Raw genomic sequence first — 15,818 nt, forward strand, 5'->3', positions numbered from 1 at the left:
TGGCCCCAGAAGAGCATTAGACTTTGGGGCATGCTGACTGAATCTGCGGAGCTACCCGGCGTTTACCTCAACACCCCGAAGGTTTTCCCTGATGAGCGGGGAGAATTCCATGAGTGGTTTAAGTCCTCGCCGTTGGCGGAGCAGATTGGGTACCCCTTTATGCTGGCGCAGGCGAATATGTCCTTTTCCAAGCAGGGCGTGATTCGGGGCCTGCATTTCGCGGAAGCGCCGCCTGGGCAGGCGAAATTTATTATCTGCCCGCAGGGGAAAATCCTGGACATCATTGTGGATATTCGCCGCGGTTCAGAGACCTTTGGGAAATATATTGCAGTGGAATTAAGCGCTGAGAACCATGCCGGGGTGTTCATCCCCATTGGTTTCGCCCATGGTTTTATTGCGCTGGAGGATTCCACGGTGTGCTATTTGACCAACGAGCCGTACCGGCCGGAACACGAGCATGGGATTAACCCCTTTGATCCGGAGATTGGGGTGGAGTGGCCGGAGGTTGTGGGCGCAGGGGCTGGTGTCTCGGGGGCTGCGGGCTCGACGCCTGGTGGCTTGGAGTATGTGTTGTCTGTGAAGGACCGTGAGGCTCCCATGTTGTCGGAGGTACCTGATGCGGTGTTGCCGGATTATGGCGAATGCGAGGAGTTCCATAACTCCATGCGCGATGGTTGGGTGCTGGCTAATGATGCGGCCAGTAGTGAAGACCCTGAGTATTGGGATGAGGCCTAAAAGCGGATGAAGGGCATAATTTTAGCTGGTGGTACGGGGTCGAGGCTGCGACCGATCACCTATGCGGTGAGTAAGCAATTGGTGCCGGTATATGACAAGCCCATGATTTATTACCCGCTATCTACCCTGATGTTGGCGGGCATCGATGATATTTTGATCATCACCACTGAGAATGATGTGGAGCAATTTAGGCGGCTTTTAGGTGATGGCAGCCAATTTGGGATCTCCTTGAGCTTCGTGGTGCAGGATCATCCCAATGGGTTGGCGGAAGCCTTCATTTTGGGTGCTGAGCATATTGGTGATGACTCGGTGGCGCTGATTTTAGGGGACAATATTTTTTATGGTGCTGGGTTGGGGACCCAGTTGCGGCGCTTCCATGAGGTTGATGGTGGCGCGATTTTTGCCTATTGGGTGGCGCACCCCGAAGCCTATGGGGTGGTGGAGTTCGATGAGCGTGGCAAGGCACTGTCTTTGGCGGAAAAACCGGAGAAGCCAGCGAGCCATTATGCGGTGCCGGGGCTGTATTTTTATGACAACTCGGTGATTGAGATTGCCCGCGGGTTGGAACCCAGTGCGCGAGGTGAATTAGAGATCACCGATATTAATAATGCGTATTTGCGCCAGGGGAAGTTAGCGGTGGAAGTGCTGCCGCGAGGTACGGCGTGGCTGGATACCGGCACGGTGGATTTATTAATGGCAGCCGGGGATTTTGTGCGCACCATTGAGCAGCGCCAGGGCCTGAAAATTGGGTGCCCGGAAGAAGTGGCGTGGCGGATGGGATACCTAGACGATGATGGTTTGATTGCCGCTGCGAAGCGCCAACAAAGCTCCGGGTATGGGGATTATTTGCTGGAGATCTTGGAACGCGAAAGAGGGTAGTAGGGCAGAGCGGCGTTCTGCTGTTGGTTAGAGTCCAGGGTCTGCCGGAGGATCCTGTCGAGGATCCTGCCGCGGGTCTTGCTTGGGCTCCTGTTGGGGCTCTTCCAGACGCTCTTTTGGCTGCTGCTTGTTCTTTTCCTGTGCTTCGCGTTCGCGGCGAAGCTGTTCCAGCCGTTCGCGGCGCCGGGTTTCTTCTTCAGCGCGCCGGACGGCTTCTTCTTTAGCGCGGCGTTCCTTGAAGCGTTGCTTTTCTAAATTCCACAGGAACTCTTCATCATCATCGGGGCCTTTAATGACCTTCTGCGGTCGCGGGCCCATCCCCGGGGTGCTGCCGGGATTCATAAGCGGCGGGATGGCGCGCGTCGTTCCTTGTTGGCCACGGGATTGCCAATAGGCAGGGCCAAAGGCTTTCCACACCAGTACTGCAGCTGCAACCAATAAAAGGATCAGCACGAGCCGTCCCATAAAAGGCATCCTCCTTCACGTCCGTGCATACCAGGATACGGGGTTGGGCAACTAAGGGCACGAGCGCTTAAGAAAGCAACGAAGAGCACCATGACATCGGCAATGTTGCTGGGGAATCAGTGGCTCAAAAGTGCGGACTCTAGTACGCGGTGGGCTACCCTGTCTCAATGTGAGCAGTGAACAGAGCAGCACCCCAAATGATGACCTCAACCCCGAACCCCAAGAAGCCCGCGAAGTAGAGCACCAAGCGGAGCTAGCAGCCGAGCATGAAGCCGTCTTTGGCTCGGAAGCCCGCGAGGCGGAAAACCATGCCTTAAAGAAGCGCGCGAACCTCGCCTTGCTCAAATATGGGCTGGCCCGGCTGGCGCTGTTTGTGGTGCTCACTGCGGTTATTCAGACGGCGGCTTATCTGATTGATTCGCCGGTGCCGCTGATGATCTCCGCGCTGCTGGCGCTACTGGTGGCTTTCCCGCTGAGCATGTTGCTCTTCTCGGGGCTGCGAGTAAACGCCAATGCTTCGGTAGCTGCTTGGCAAGAACGCCGCCAAGAAGAAAAGGAATGGGTTCGCGAGGAACTCGCGAAGCGCTAGAAAGATTAGTTCTCAGGTTTAGGCGAGCGCTAACCCGAAGGCGGTGACTAACGCCCAGAGCAGCATGCCGCGCCCTAAACCGCCGAGCACGGGGATGAGTGCTTTTCCTTCCGCGCCGCGAATCACCGGCAAAATAGCCCCGAAAATCAAGGGTAGCGCCAACACTGCCCACAAGGCGTTGATACTGGCGAACCCCATGAGCACGCTCATCAGGATGGGCATAAAGGCCAGTATCGGTAGCACCACCCGGGTTAGGCGATCACCCAGGCGCACCGCCAAGGTAATTTTTCCGCTTTGTGCATCGGTGGGGATATCCCGCAGGTTATTAGCTAAATTCACGCCCGCCGAGATCGAACCAATACCCACCGCACAAGCCAACCCCACCCAGGTCACGCGGCCAAGCTGGGTGAATTCGGTGCCCAAGACGGCGATAAGCCCGAAGAAAATAAATACGCTGATCTCACCGAGACCCCGGTAGCCATAGGGGTGCGGACCACCGGTATAAAACCATGCGGCCGCGATACATAGCGCACCGACCAGGATGAGCCACGGGGAGCTCAGGATGCTGAGCGCAATGCCGAAAACTGCGGCTAAACCAAAAGCACCGAAGGCTGCGTACTTCACCTGCTGGGGCGGCACCAACCCGGAACCGGTTAAACGCAGCGGGCCGGAGCGATCCTCATCGGTGCCGCGAATCCCATCGGAATAATCATTGGCGAAGTTCACGCCCACGATAAGACACCATGCCACTAATAGCGCTAAGAGCGCCCGCCCGAGATGCGCACCGTTATAGAGTGCAGCAGCACCGCTACCAGCAACCACCGGGGCAAAGGCATTAGCCCAGGTATGTGGGCGCGCACCTTCTAACCATTCAGCAAACCCGGCACCGCGGTGAGTGTCCTCGGTGCCCGTGGGGTCTGGGTTCTCGTGGGTATCTTCGTTGGGCGTGGTGTGTGGATCAGATTGAGCAGCTTCATCGGAAGTTTCAGGCATGAAGCCCATTGTGCTCTAATTCGCGGCGGTTCTTAAAACAATGCGCTGAGCTTGGGTCGATCCACCTTCCCTAAAGAAGTAGTGGGCAAGCTTCCCAGCTGTTTGAGCTCCTTCGGGATCTGCCAACGCTCCAAGGCGCCGTCATGTAAGAAGGTCATCAACTCCATAGGGGAGGGGGTTCCCACGTAGGCTGCCACCACAGCCTGGCCAAGGCGTGGGTGCGGCACACCAAGGGCACATGCTGCCTCAACCCCAGGCATGCTTAAGAGCGCTTTTTCGACGATCTCTGGGTGCAACTTCAGCCCACCGGAATCAATGATCGTATCCATCCGCCCAATGATCTCAAGCTTGCCATCATGGATGCGGCCGGAATCTGTTGTTTTGAACCACCCAGGTTCGCTAAAAGCCTCATGGTGTGGGGCATTACGGTAGCCATGGGCGATCATCGGCCCGCCCAGCATTACCCGGGAGTCACCATCGACGCGCACGCTCACCCCACGTAGCGGTTGCCCGTTATAGACGCAGCCACCGGCAGTTTCCGAGGATCCATAGGTGGTGTGGAAAACGATGCCGAGCTTTCGCGCAGATTCCGCGAGTTCAGTTGGCAGCGGCGCACCACCAATGAGAATCCCATCGAAGCTGCGCAGCGCCTCAATGCCTTCGAGGGTGTCCATGGCTTTAGCTAATTGCATGGGCGTTAAAGCCGTATAGCTGCGATCCCCGGTGCTGCATAACTCCCGAGTTTGGGCTGCGAATTCTGGGATCTTAAAACCATCGCTTAGATCCAAGCAGAGCGGATCTATTCCAGCGACAAGCGATCGGATGAGCACCTGCATACCGGCTATATGGTGTGCCGGCATGGCTAATAACCACTGTCCCGGACCACCTAAAGCGTGGTGCGTGGCATCAGCAGAACTAATCAGGTTAGCCGGGCTAAGCATCGCCCCCTTGGGAGTTCCTGTGGACCCGGAGGTTGCCATTACTAAGGCAATCTCTGGGCTAATTGCCTGCCCGGCTCTTTGAGAATCCTGGAGGATCCGGCGGCGTGCTGAATCTTCTTTAGGTACCGGTAGCAGCGTGTATTCCCCCACCAGCGCTCTTTCTAAATCGTCCAAGCAGGCTGCTGGGTCATGGGGGTCAATAACAAGAAGATCGAGGCGACGCTTCGTCTGCGTCGCCTCGATCTGGTGAGTTCGCGGATCTTCCGGGGACATAGCCGACATGTCCCGTGATTCTAGTCCGTATTTGTGACCTTGAAGCCGGCATCCTTTAATAACGCGCGGACGTGATCAATGTCCTCGCGGCAAGGCTCTTGCTGGTGGATGAACTCAATATGTTTGGCGATATCCTCGCGGGTGATATTGCGGGTTTGTGGGTCCTTCTCGCTGGCCTCAATCATGGCGGTGAAGACCTTCTCCAGGTCATCATCATTGAGTTCACGTTCTAAGACATAGAGCACCGCGTAGGTGTCTTTAGCTCGAAGCCCGTGGGGGTAGCCCTGTCGCAGCCACTCCAGCATGCGGCTGGCGAGAGAGCTCACCGGATTCATCCCGCCGCCTCAGTACCGAAGAGATCCCAGGCAAAGTACTGATAAAGCGATGCCTTGGTGATCCACAAGATACCAATGAGAACAGCTGCGGCGATCAGCGCGAAGCACAGGAAACTAATGGTTTTTGCAACTGCTCCGGCCGGGTGCGTGGAGGTTCCCGAACCCACGCGCACACCGATGGCGAACAGCGCTGGGATTCCGGCGCCGAGAACCACGCCGGCGACGATGACTTTAAAGAGGCTGTGGAACATTAAGGAATAGTCCATTAGGAGTGAGCCCCCTTCTCTGTATCAAGCTGGGCAGCTAATTGTTCCGCACTGATTTGGGTACCCGTTTTCGGACGTGGGCGGGTCAGGGTCCCACTTGGTGCGCCAGCGGCGCTATGCACATGGTGGTGATAGTCCTCAGCATCATCAGCCTCGGGGCTGGACCATGCTGTCGGCAGGGTAGGGTTTGCGCCGCCAGTGACCTCGCTCTTCGGCAAACCGGTGGTGCGATCAGCGCTGTCGTCCCACTCATCGTTGACATTGCTGGAATCAACCGGTGCGCGGTTGGCGCGGAAGAACATGATTCCAGAAAGCGTCAACAAGATACCGAAGGCAACCAGCACGCCGACCATGTCGGAGAACACCAGGCCAATCTCGTGGGACAGGATCCAGGTGGCGCCACCAACAAAGGCAGCTGCCGGCAGGGTGATAATCCAGGCCGTAACCATGCGGCCAGCCACACCCCAACGAACCTTCGCCCCGGGGCGGCCTACGCCAGTACCCATGATCGAGCCGGTGGCCACGTGGGTGGTGGACAGTGCCATGCCGAAGTGCGAGGAGGTCAGGATGATGGCGGCAGAAGAAGTTTCAGCGGCCATGCCTTGGGGGGAGTCGATCTCGACCAGGCCCTTACCTAGGGTGCGGATAACGCGCCAGCCACCCATGTAGGTACCCACCGCAATGGCTATGGCGCAGGCAGCCTTCACCCAGAAGGGGATGTGGGAGTCTGGTGCGAGGTTTCCGGTAGCAACCAGGGCGAGGAAGATAACACCCATGGTTTTTTGAGCATCATTCGTGCCGTGTGCCAGGGACACCAGGGAGGCAGAACCAATCTGCCCCCAATGGAAATAACGGTTCTTGATGCCATCGGCAACACGCAAGGTCATTCGGTACACAACCCAGGTGCCTAGAGCGGCAACCAGGCCAGCAACCAGCGGGGCAGCCAGTGCGGGGATGACAACCTTAGCCATCACACCGGACCAGACCACGCCACCGGTTCCTAGCGACACAATCGCGGCACCAATAAGGCCGCCGAAGAGTGCGTGGGAGGAGCTTGAAGGTAGACCCAGCAGCCAGGTCAGGAGGTTCCACACGATGCCGCCAATGAGGCCGGCGAACACCACTAAAAGGAGGCGGTGGGAGTCTGCTGGGTTGGAGAGGTTGAACTGCTGAAGGTCAACGACCCCTTTAGCAACGGTGGTGGCAACTTCCACAGAGAGGAAGGCACCCACCAGGTTCAAGATGGCGGACAATGCCACGGCAACCTTAGGCTTCAAGGCGCCAGTGGCGATGGACGTCGCCATCGCATTACCGGTGTCGTGGAAGCCGTTCGTAAAGTCGAAGGCTAGCGCGGTTGCGATGACGATCAGGAGGATGATCAGTTCGGTCACAACTCTGAGTATGCCCCATGGGGGGCACCCGCTAAAGCCCGCAGACCGCCCATTTCCCCACATTTTCGGACAGCATTTACTCTCTATACCCCATAAGTGGGGTGAGTGTGCGTACTGGGCTGCTCTTAATAGTGGGGAAGGCCAAGTTTTGACCTCGGCATTTGATTAACCCACCAACGGGGGTGGCCCAAGAAAGCAGTGTTCCGTGTCCGATCCCAAGCAGTCAGTGACCGAAGGAGAACATTAGGTTAACTTTGGGAAAAGTATCTCTATCCAGGGGTTTTAGCACACCTTCTGGGGGCACACACCCCCTGAAAGCAGGGGATGTCCCTCCTATTAACCCGCGCCAGCGGCATGCTCGTCCCACCCCGCAGGGCATGCCCGCGGCGATAAAATCCGAAAAATTTCCGCGTTACGGCGCGCCTAGTTGACAGCGCGCCTCGCACCAGGCACCAAATCAGAGCTGCCATGCCCTAGTAGTAGTAAGGGAAGCTCGACCAATCCGGGGCACGCTTTTCTAAGAAAGATTCCTTACCCTCCACCGCCTCATCGGTCATATAGGCCAAGCGCGTGGCCTCTCCAGCAAACACTTGTTGGCCCATCAGCCCATCATCGGTGAGGTTAAAAGCAAATTTCAGCATGCGCTGTGCGGTCGGGGACTTCCCATTAATCTCCCGTGCCATCTGGATTGCCTCAGCCTCTAACTCGGCATGATCTACCACCACATTGACAGCCCCCATGCGCTGCATGGTCTCGGCATTGTAGCTACGGCCTAGGAAGAAAATCTCGCGAGCAAATTTTTGGCCCACCTGCTTAGCCAAATAGGCCGAGCCATAACCAGCATCGAAAGATCCCACATCAGCATCGGTCTGCTTAAAGCGCGCGCACTGCCTAGATGCAATCGTTAAGTCACACACCACATGCAAAGAGTGCCCACCGCCAGCGGCCCAACCATTAACCACCGCAATAACCACCTTCGGCATGGTGCGGATCAGCCGTTGTACCTCCAAGATATGCAGGCGCCCACCTTCTACCTTGGTGCGCATCGTATCCACCGTATCTGCGGTTTCCCCCTCCGCATATTGGTAGCCTGAACGCCCCCGAATCCGCTGGTCACCGCCGGAACAAAAAGCCCAACCGCCATCTTTGGGGCTCGGCCCATTCCCGGTCAATAAAATCGTGCCCACATCCGGGGTACGGCGCGCATGATCCAAGGCTTGATATAGCTCATCAACGGTGTGCGGCCGGAAGGCATTGCGCACCTCAGGGCGATCAAAAGCAATGCGCACAATTCCATACTCACGGCCCTCACCGGCATGTCGGTGATAGGTAATATCGCTGAAATTAAAACCCTCTACCGGCACCCACGCATCCGGATCAAAAGGATTATCCACCGCTGTGGTTGGCGCCGGTGCTTCCCAAGACGTAGAGGAAGAAGAACTCGAATTATTCTGCATAGCTTTTAGCGTGCCACAAACCTCGCAGGCGTTCCCCTAACGCGCAACCTAAAACCCTAGAGTGGTCCCTATGACCTCGGCACACACGCACCTGCCCATCCCCACCTTCGATGAGATCATCGAACGCTCCCATGTTGTCGCCCTACCCATGGCGATCCGTTTCCGCGGGGTCACCACCCGCGAAGCGCTTCTCATCGAAGGCCCCGCCGGCTGGGGTGAATTCTCCCCCTTTTTGGAATATGAACCTGCCGAAGCCGCCACCTGGCTGCGCTCCGGTATTGAAGCTGCCTGGCAGGGTTTCCCCACCCCGCTACGCGAAAAAATCGAGGTCAACGCCACCATCCCCGCAGTACCTGCCGCCCAGGTGCCGGAGGTCCTGCAACGCTTCCCAGGTTGTCGCACCATCAAGGTGAAAGTCGCCGAACCCGGCCACACCCTCGCCGATGATGTCGCCCGCGTTAATGCGGTGCGCGAGAACCTCCCGAACGCCATTATTCGGGTGGATGCCAACCGCGGCTGGACAGTCTCGGAGGCACTCGAAGCCGCCCGCGCCTTAGCGCCGCTGGATTATTTAGAACAACCCTGCGCCACTGTGGAGGAACTTGCCGAGGTCCGCACCCAACTCATGCGCGCCGGGATTTTCATGCGGGTCGCTGCCGATGAATCTATTCGCCGCAGCGATGACCCCTACCGCGTCGCCGAACTCCATGCTGCGGATGTGGCGATCGTCAAGGTCGCTCCACTTGGCGGGGTGCGCCGCGTCCTAGAGCTTGCCGACTACCTGCGCGCCCGCCACATGGACATCACCGTCGCCTCCGCTTTGGATACCGCGGTGGGCTTGAACGCCGGTTTAGCTGCCGTCGCTGCGCTGCCCTTAATCGACGATGATGACCTCATCGACGTCGCCCCCGCCGCCGCAGGCCTCGCCACTTCCCAGCTTTTTAAAGAAGATATCGCCGAACCCCGCCCGGTCATCGACGGTTTCCTACCCACCGCGCCAATTAACCCAGATCCCGCACGCCTGGAGGAATTCGCCGCCGATGCTGCCACCACCAACCATTGGCACGAACGCCTCCGCGCCTGCCTGAATCTGCTTTAAAAAAAATTTTTTTAAAGCCAAACCGGCAGGGCAGCGCCGACTTCACCTTGCAGCTCGCAGGATCTGCGGCGGGGTCAACCTGCTCTTTAAACAGGGCGAGGTGTTAGATCAGCTGCGCCACGCCTTGAAATAGCACTGCTGATGCGCCGATGGTGGCCAAAATAGTGGCCATGCGCCGAGCCATTGTGGTGGAAAGATGGCGGTCCACGCGATCCCCAACCCAAGCCCCCACAAAAATCATGGCGATCGCACCAAACCAAATCCAGGTGGGCACCCCATGAATATCAAAGCCCCCTAAAAGCACCGCCTTCAACATGAAGGAGGTGAAATTCCCAATCAAAATCACCGGATGCATCGTCGCAATGAACTCGCGATAATCCCAGCCAGCCAAGCGGCAATACACATTCATTGAAGGCCCAGCAATACCCGCAATCACGGACATAAACCCAGCCACCAACCCAGTAATCACCATGGGTGCGGCAGCATCCTGAGAAAACACCGCGCCCTTGGGGTTAAAGGTCGCCACCGCCAAAGCCATCAGCACCAACCCACCCACGGCTACTAGTAACCACGGCCCATTAATCAGGTGCACCACAAATAACCCCGGCAAGGTGCCGGCAACCAAAGAACCAGCTAATAACCTAAACGCCCGCCAACGCGTATTTTTACGCACCGACCACGCATTATTCGCCGCATTAATCGTCGAAAGCCCATTGACCATGGTCACACCAGGCAAGGGCCCCAATAATGAAGACAGCACCGGGCCACTGACCAACCCCACCCCAAGGCCAGTGATGCGTTGTAAAAGGGCGCCAATAAATACGGAACCCAACACCAAAATGCTGATCAACATGTCCCGTATTCTTCGCCACCACCTAGCGTTTCCAACAAATCCGCTGGCCACCAGCTGCCCACTAAGTGGGGTAATCCAACCCCTTCCCACGCAGTCTTTAAACTAAGGACTCATGGCCCACCAGCAGATCACCTCACCCTCCCCAGAACTAGCCCACCACCTGGCAGCACTGCTAGCCCAACATGTTTCCGATGTGGTGATCTGCCCGGGGTCGCGTAATTCCCCGCTAAGCCTCGCGCTCTTAGCGCGCCGCGAACTTCGGGTGCATGTGCGTCTGGATGAACGCGCCGCCGCCTTTTGTGCCCTTGGCATGGCCCGAGTGCAACAACGCCATGTTGCTGTGGTGATGACCAGCGGCACCGCGGTAGCCAATTGCCTTCCCGCCATGGTGGAGGCCTACCACTCCGGCACCCCGCTGCTGGTCTTATCTGCGGACCGCCCCGCACATCTTGTTGGCACCGGGGCAAGCCAAACCATTCAACAAAATAATATTTTCGGCGAAGCCACCCCACAGGGCACCCACCACGTCGCCAGTGTGGCAGACCTGAAAGACGCAGCCTCCTGGTTCCACGCACCCCAAGTACATATCAATGCCGCCCTGGATCTTCCACTGCTAGATACCAACGAGCTACCTGCCATTGAAGGGGAACAACGGGTAGGCGAATATCCCTACCTGCCGCCGGTGCACCCGGAACCAGAACCGAAGATCCTCGACGTTGACCTTTCGAAGAACACGGTGGTCATCGCCGGTGATGAAGCATGGGAGGTCCCCGGACTAGAAGATCTCCCCACCTTGGCTGAACCCACCGCACCAGCGCCGCATAACCCCATCCACCCACTTGCGGCCAGCCTTTTCGGGAAAACCCTCAGCGATGCCGAAGGCCATAGCCTGCAGGTCACCCTAGAACAGGTCATTGTGGTGGGACACCCCACTTTGCACCGCGCGGTACTTGGACTGATGGCCAACCCAGAGGTGGAATTGGTGGTGCTTTCTCGCACCCACCGCTTTACTAACCCCGCCTGCCGCGAGGATGCGCGCCTGGGTACCGCGGTGAAGGTTAAGAATGAACCCACCCGCGATTGGCTAAAAATTTGTTCCGCCGCCAGCGACTTCGCTGCCACCGTGGTCCGCGAGGTCCTCGAAGATGATGAAGAGATCACCGGCCTGCATGTTGCCGCCGCTGTTGCTGACACCCTCGGGGTGGGGGATACCTTCTTTATTGGTGCCTCTAACCCCATCCGCGATGCTGCCATGGTGGGCTTGCCCTTCGATGGGGTTAGCACCATCAGCCCACGCGGCACCGCCGGAATTGATGGCACCCTCGCCCAAGCCATTGGTGTGGCCCTAGCCCAACAATCCCGTGAACCAGCTGAACCCCGCGCCCCCCGCACCCTCGCCTTAGTGGGGGATATTAGCTTCCTGCATGACCTTGGCGGGTTGCTCATCCCAGAGCTAGAGGTACGCCCGGAAAATCTCAGCATCATTGTGGCTAACGATGATGGCTGCGGCATCTTCGAAACCCTTGAAACCGGGGCGCCGGCCCTGCGCGGCCGCTTTGAACGCGCCTTTGGCACCCCGCATGGAAAGAATTTGGAAGACCTCTGCCATGGCCTCGATGTGGCCTATACCTTGGTTGATACCCTCCCTGAGCTCACCGACACCCTGGTTGAAGATATTGAAGAAGGCGCAAAGGGCGGGATCCACGTCATTGAAGTCCGCACTGCCCGTGGCCAAGCTCGCACCGCGCAGGCAAAGAAACTGGTGGAAGGCTTCGGGCTATGATGCCACCCCCAGAACGCCTACAACGCCGCCTCCACCAGCTGGTTTTGCTGTTGTGGGTGTGTGCCCTTTTGGGTAGTAGCTCGGTCGTTTTGGGGGCCGCCTTCAATGACTACAAAATCAACTCCGATCCCGGCCGTGCTCTTGCGGTGGTCACCAGCGTCACCCCTTCTCGCACCACTGTGGACTTCCAGGATGAAGAAGGCATTTATCACAGCCCACCCGGTGGGTTGCTGTACCCCACTGGCTTGGGGGAAGGCCAACGCGTGTGGGTGACCTACTCCACCAAAAACCCGGATTTAGTGAAGGTGGAAAACCGCGCGTGGACGCTATCGATCATCCCGGCGGCCAGCCTCATGGGGGCATCCTCTATTATTGCGGCGGCACTGTGGTGGTTAGTCATGGTTGTGATGCGAAGGTTCATCCGCCTCCATGAAGCCAAAGAAGCCCGCCGCCGACCTCGCGAAGCCCTAGAGCATAACCCTTAAACAAGAATGAAAATAGCCATTGTCGCTGAGTCTTTCCCGCCCTACCTCAACGGCGTCGCCAATACCGCACTCCGGCTCATTGAGCACCTCAAAAAAGACCACGAACTTTTGGTTATTGCCCCGAGAGGAATCTCCCCAAGAGACATCACTCCACGCCGCGCAACCCCACTGAGCTTCAGCCCCGAAGCCATCCACATCCTCCGCGATATCACCATCGTGGAAGTCCCGGCGCGTATGGTGCCACCGATTGATTCCCTCCCCATCTCCGTGCCCACCTTCGCGGCCTACCGTGCGCTAAAAAATTTTCAGCCCGATATTGTGCACCTCGCCTCCCCCTATGTTCTCGGCGGTGCCGCCGCTTTCGCCGCCGCTCACCTGGGGATCCCCGCCGTCGCGGTCTTCCAAACCGATATTTCCGGCTACACGCACCGCTACCACCTCAGCGCCCTAGAAAAAGCCAGCCGGGTGTGGACCGCAGCCATCCACAATCGTTGTGCCCGGACCCTTGTCCCCAGTACCGCCAGCATGCAGGCCCTCCATAAGCACGGCGTGGAAAATATTTTCCACTGGGGTAGGGGAGTAGACACCACACTTTTCCACCCAAGTAACTTCGATCCGCAGCTTCGCCGCAGTTGGGACCCTAAGCAGAAAAAATTTTTAGTCGGCTATGTCGGAAGGCTAGCCGCTGAAAAAGGAGTCCACCGCCTCCGCCACCTCGATGATGACCCCACCATCCAAGTGATCATCATTGGTAGCGGCCCACTTCAAGATGTCCTTCCCGAACAGCTCCCCAACGCCATCTTCATGGGTGAATTAAGAGGCCGAGAATTAGCCCGCGCCTATGCCAGCCTCGATCTCTTCATCCACCCCGGCGAGTATGAAACCTTCTGCCAAACCGTCCAAGAAGCCCATGCCAGCGGCATTCCCGTCATCGCCCCCTACGCCGGTGGGCCCATTGACCTCATTAACCCCGGGGTCACCGGTGACCTCTTACCGCTTGAAACCTTCGAAGATCACCTTCAGGTCGCCGCACACCGCATCCTTAAAGACCCTGACCTGGAAGAGATGAAATTAGAGTGCCGCCGCGCTGTGGCGCATAAAACCTGGGGGCGCTATGGTGAACAAGTAGTAGAGCACTACCGCGCTGTCCTCGCTGACCACAAGCGGCGAAGCCATCCCCCGATGATTCCCGCAGCGGACTAGACTGGCCGCCGTGTCAAAGGCAACCCTGGACAAAAAACCCTTCGATGTCGCCACCATGTTTGATGGCGTGGGGCAAAAATACGACATCACCAACACCATCCTCTCCTTCGGACAGGACCGGCGTTGGCGTCGCCGTACCCGCGAAAGGCTGGATCTCAAACCCGGCGAAAAGGTCCTCGATCTTGCGGCCGGTACCGCAGTCTCCACCGAAGAGCTCGCTCGCTCCGGGGCCTGGTGCGTGGCATGCGATTTCTCCCGCGGCATGTTAGCTGCCGGCAAACACCGCCAAGTCCCCAAAGTCGTCGGCGATGGCATGAAGCTCCCCTTTGCAGACAATAGCTTCGATGCCGTCACCATCTCCTATGGGTTGCGCAATATTCACGACTATCGCGCCGGGCTTAAAGAACTCGCCCGTGTCACCAAACCCGGCGGGCGGCTCACTGTCGCTGAGTTCTCCACCCCGATGGTTCCGCTTTTTGGGCACCTCTACAAAGAATATTTAATGCGCTTGCTGCCTAAACTCGCGCGCCTGGTCTCCAGCAACCCGGATGCCTATGAGTACCTAGCGGACTCCATTCGCGAATGGCCGGGTCAGGAAAAACTCGCCCGTGCCATTAATGAGTGCGGTTGGGAAAACTGCGGCTGGCAGAACCTCAACTTCGGGATTGTGGCGCTGCATTCCGCCACCAAACCTCAAAGCTAACTCCACAAGGGACTGTGCCGGCGAAGTTTGCCCATCGCCAGCCCACTAGCCCGCCAGGTGCGGGCCACCAGGTCCTCATCTTCCGGGGTCACCAGGTTGCCCATCAGGCGCGCTGCCGCTGGCATGAGTTTTGCGCCTAAGGGCCCGCGCATAGCTAGCGGCCCAGCTGCCGGTAAAAACTTCGGGTGCGTCAGCGCGCGGGCTAAGGTGCGCGCCAATAAGAAGGCTTTGCCATAGCGTTCGCGCAATAATGCCGGCCAACTGTCCTTTAAGGTCAAGCGCGACCAGCTGCGTGCGTCCCCAATGTTGTCGGTAATTAACTCCACCGCCAGCCGCGCGGTTTCCATGCCATAGTCAATGCCTTCGCCATTAAGCGGATTCACGCAGGCCGCGGCATCACCTAAGAGCGCCCAATTCGGCCCTGATACCTGCGAAACCGCACCACCCATCGGCAGCATCGCAGACGTCACCAGCCGTGGTTCCCCCAACTCCCACTCAGTTTGTTGGTGGGCGGCATAGTGCTGCAAAAGTTTCTTGGTATTCACCTTCGCTGGGCGACGGTCAGTAGATAATGCCCCGCAGCCTAGATTCACATCCCCATTACCCAAGGGGAAAATCCAACCATAACCAGGCTGAATCACACCCAGTTCATCCCTTAACTCCAGGTGCGAATGGATCCACGGTTCATCGTGGAAACTGCTGCTGCAATAAGAACGCGCCGCAATCCCATACACCTCCCCGCGGTGCCAGGTGCGCCCCAAAATCCGCCCAAAAGTAGAGCGCACCCCATCCGCCACCAACACCACTTTGGGCCGCACACACACCTGTCGGGCACCGCGTTTCACACTTACTTCTTCAATCCCACGATCCCCCAAACGCACTGCCTGCGCATATGTACCATCCCACAGCCGCGCCCCAGCGCGCAGCGCCGCATCCACAATCAGTTGATCTAATGTCTTCCGCGGCATGGCCGAACCAACCGCCCCAAAAGCACTATCTGGCCATGGTGCTGTCACCGAAGCCCCAAAGCCATGCAGCTTCAGGCCACGGTTGCGGTAGCCGCTGGTGATCTCCTCGGCGAGCCCTAAAGACTCCAACTCATGAATCGCCCGTGGGGTGAGCCCATCGCCGCAGGTTTTATCGCGCGGGAATTCCGCCGCATCCACCATGAGGGTGTCAAAACCACTGCGTGCAGCATGAATCGCGGCCGCCGCCCCAGTTGGGCCAGCCCCAATAATTAACACCTCAACATCCACCACGTGGCCATCTTCGGCGTCGAAGTTGCCCGCGAACTGCGGTGCTTGAGATTCATTCCTAGGCTTAGTCACAGCCATCATTGTGACACCTCTAGCCCCCTAAGTGGGGCCT

General features: G+C 58.0%; 17 protein-coding genes. 8 read left to right on the forward strand and 9 right to left on the reverse strand.

Annotation, left to right across the window (positions count from 1 at the left end):
* Window positions 1-30 precede the first annotated feature (30 nt).
* A complete protein-coding gene (rfbC, locus tag BMZ01_RS00125; RefSeq protein ID WP_092283211.1) occupies window positions 31-735 on the forward strand; it encodes a dTDP-4-dehydrorhamnose 3,5-epimerase in 705 nt (234 codons plus the stop codon).
* A 6-nt stretch (window positions 736-741) separates the two neighbouring features.
* The gene (gene rfbA / locus BMZ01_RS00130) at window positions 742-1,614 is read left to right on the forward strand and encodes a glucose-1-phosphate thymidylyltransferase RfbA (protein WP_092283213.1); all 873 of its coding nucleotides are present in this window, start codon (window positions 742-744) and stop codon (window positions 1,612-1,614) included.
* A 27-nt stretch (window positions 1,615-1,641) separates the two neighbouring features.
* Here the strand turns inward: rfbA and BMZ01_RS00135 are convergent, their stop codons facing one another.
* A complete protein-coding gene (locus tag BMZ01_RS00135; RefSeq protein WP_223845828.1) occupies window positions 1,642-2,079 on the reverse strand; it encodes a hypothetical protein in 438 nt (145 codons plus the stop codon).
* Window positions 2,080-2,248: 169 nt separating this feature from the next.
* Here BMZ01_RS00135 and BMZ01_RS11490 point away from each other — a divergent pair, with 169 nt between their 5' ends.
* Window positions 2,249-2,668 (forward strand): DUF4229 domain-containing protein, encoded by a 420-nt coding sequence (locus tag BMZ01_RS11490; RefSeq protein WP_092283215.1) that lies wholly within the window; start codon window positions 2,249-2,251, stop codon window positions 2,666-2,668.
* An 18-nt stretch (window positions 2,669-2,686) separates the two neighbouring features.
* On the opposite strand, the gene BMZ01_RS00145 is transcribed toward BMZ01_RS11490, so the two are convergent.
* From BMZ01_RS00145 to BMZ01_RS00170, 6 genes are all read right to left on the reverse strand, one after another.
* Window positions 2,687-3,661, reverse strand: a complete 975-nt coding sequence (locus BMZ01_RS00145; RefSeq protein WP_092283714.1) for a 1,4-dihydroxy-2-naphthoate polyprenyltransferase — start codon at window positions 3,659-3,661, stop codon at window positions 2,687-2,689.
* Between the two features lie 32 nt (window positions 3,662-3,693).
* Window positions 3,694-4,875 carry an o-succinylbenzoate--CoA ligase gene (gene menE, locus BMZ01_RS00150; RefSeq protein ID WP_092283217.1) on the reverse strand — a complete coding sequence of 394 codons (1,182 nt, stop codon included), beginning with the start codon at window positions 4,873-4,875 and terminating at the stop codon, window positions 3,694-3,696.
* A 20-nt stretch (window positions 4,876-4,895) separates the two neighbouring features.
* Window positions 4,896-5,201 (reverse strand): DUF3349 domain-containing protein, encoded by a 306-nt coding sequence (locus BMZ01_RS00155; protein ID WP_177180000.1) that lies wholly within the window; start codon window positions 5,199-5,201, stop codon window positions 4,896-4,898.
* Between the two features lie 5 nt (window positions 5,202-5,206).
* Window positions 5,207-5,476 carry a hypothetical protein gene (locus BMZ01_RS00160; protein WP_092283221.1) on the reverse strand — a complete coding sequence of 90 codons (270 nt, stop codon included), beginning with the start codon at window positions 5,474-5,476 and terminating at the stop codon, window positions 5,207-5,209.
* Complete coding sequence (locus tag BMZ01_RS00165; RefSeq protein ID WP_223845829.1) at window positions 5,476-6,867, reverse strand: inorganic phosphate transporter; 1,392 nt, start codon at window positions 6,865-6,867, stop codon at window positions 5,476-5,478. The genes BMZ01_RS00160 and BMZ01_RS00165 overlap by 1 nt, the downstream gene beginning before the upstream one ends.
* A gap of 473 nt (window positions 6,868-7,340) precedes the next feature.
* A complete protein-coding gene (locus BMZ01_RS00170) occupies window positions 7,341-8,324 on the reverse strand; it encodes a 1,4-dihydroxy-2-naphthoyl-CoA synthase (protein WP_092283225.1) in 984 nt (327 codons plus the stop codon).
* 91 nt (window positions 8,325-8,415) lie between these two features.
* On the opposite strand from BMZ01_RS00170, the gene BMZ01_RS00175 reads away from it, so the two are divergent.
* Window positions 8,416-9,423, forward strand: coding sequence for an o-succinylbenzoate synthase (locus tag BMZ01_RS00175; protein ID WP_092283716.1), 1,008 nt, complete (start codon window positions 8,416-8,418; stop codon window positions 9,421-9,423).
* A 103-nt stretch (window positions 9,424-9,526) separates the two neighbouring features.
* Here BMZ01_RS00175 and BMZ01_RS00180 read toward each other — a convergent pair whose 3' ends face one another.
* Complete coding sequence (locus BMZ01_RS00180) at window positions 9,527-10,276, reverse strand: sulfite exporter TauE/SafE family protein (protein WP_395890566.1); 750 nt, start codon at window positions 10,274-10,276, stop codon at window positions 9,527-9,529.
* A gap of 112 nt (window positions 10,277-10,388) precedes the next feature.
* Here BMZ01_RS00180 and menD point away from each other — a divergent pair, with 112 nt between their 5' ends.
* From menD to BMZ01_RS00200, 4 genes are read left to right on the forward strand one after another with little or no spacing between them, the layout of a single operon-like run.
* On the forward strand, window positions 10,389-12,059 hold the full coding sequence (menD, locus tag BMZ01_RS00185; RefSeq protein WP_092283227.1) for a 2-succinyl-5-enolpyruvyl-6-hydroxy-3-cyclohexene-1-carboxylic-acid synthase: 1,671 nt from the start codon (window positions 10,389-10,391) through the stop codon (window positions 12,057-12,059).
* Window positions 12,059-12,544 (forward strand): DUF3592 domain-containing protein, encoded by a 486-nt coding sequence (locus BMZ01_RS00190; protein ID WP_317845898.1) that lies wholly within the window; start codon window positions 12,059-12,061, stop codon window positions 12,542-12,544. The genes menD and BMZ01_RS00190 overlap by 1 nt, the downstream gene beginning before the upstream one ends.
* Window positions 12,545-12,550: 6 nt before the next feature.
* Window positions 12,551-13,747, forward strand: a complete 1,197-nt coding sequence (locus tag BMZ01_RS00195) for a glycosyltransferase family 4 protein (RefSeq protein ID WP_092283229.1) — start codon at window positions 12,551-12,553, stop codon at window positions 13,745-13,747.
* A gap of 10 nt (window positions 13,748-13,757) precedes the next feature.
* Window positions 13,758-14,450 (forward strand): demethylmenaquinone methyltransferase, encoded by a 693-nt coding sequence (locus BMZ01_RS00200; protein ID WP_092283231.1) that lies wholly within the window; start codon window positions 13,758-13,760, stop codon window positions 14,448-14,450.
* On the opposite strand, the gene BMZ01_RS00205 is transcribed toward BMZ01_RS00200, so the two are convergent.
* A complete protein-coding gene (locus BMZ01_RS00205) occupies window positions 14,447-15,778 on the reverse strand; it encodes a geranylgeranyl reductase family protein (protein WP_395890569.1) in 1,332 nt (443 codons plus the stop codon). The genes BMZ01_RS00200 and BMZ01_RS00205 overlap by 4 nt on opposite strands.
* Window positions 15,779-15,818: the final 40 nt, after the last annotated feature.

The organism is Corynebacterium spheniscorum (assembly GCF_900113445.1).
Lineage (GTDB): Bacteria > Actinomycetota > Actinomycetes > Mycobacteriales > Mycobacteriaceae > Corynebacterium > Corynebacterium spheniscorum.

Coding starts and splice junctions, on each gene's coding strand:
- rfbC (WP_092283211.1), top strand. CDS start 31: ATGCTGACTGAATCTGCGGAGCTACCCGGCGTTTACCTCAACACCCCG.
- rfbA (WP_092283213.1), top strand. CDS start 742: ATGAAGGGCATAATTTTAGCTGGTGGTACGGGGTCGAGGCTGCGACCG.
- BMZ01_RS00135 (WP_223845828.1), bottom strand. CDS start 2,079: ATGGGACGGCTCGTGCTGATCCTTTTATTGGTTGCAGCTGCAGTACTG.
- BMZ01_RS00145 (WP_092283714.1), bottom strand. CDS start 3,661: ATGCCTGAAACTTCCGATGAAGCTGCTCAATCTGATCCACACACCACG.
- menE (WP_092283217.1), bottom strand. CDS start 4,875: ATGTCCCCGGAAGATCCGCGAACTCACCAGATCGAGGCGACGCAGACG.
- BMZ01_RS00160 (WP_092283221.1), bottom strand. CDS start 5,476: ATGGACTATTCCTTAATGTTCCACAGCCTCTTTAAAGTCATCGTCGCC.
- BMZ01_RS00170 (WP_092283225.1), bottom strand. CDS start 8,324: ATGCAGAATAATTCGAGTTCTTCTTCCTCTACGTCTTGGGAAGCACCG.
- BMZ01_RS00180 (WP_395890566.1), bottom strand. CDS start 10,276: ATGTTGATCAGCATTTTGGTGTTGGGTTCCGTATTTATTGGCGCCCTT.
- menD (WP_092283227.1), top strand. CDS start 10,389: ATGGCCCACCAGCAGATCACCTCACCCTCCCCAGAACTAGCCCACCAC.
- BMZ01_RS00190 (WP_317845898.1), top strand. CDS start 12,059: ATGCCACCCCCAGAACGCCTACAACGCCGCCTCCACCAGCTGGTTTTG.
- BMZ01_RS00195 (WP_092283229.1), top strand. CDS start 12,551: ATGAAAATAGCCATTGTCGCTGAGTCTTTCCCGCCCTACCTCAACGGC.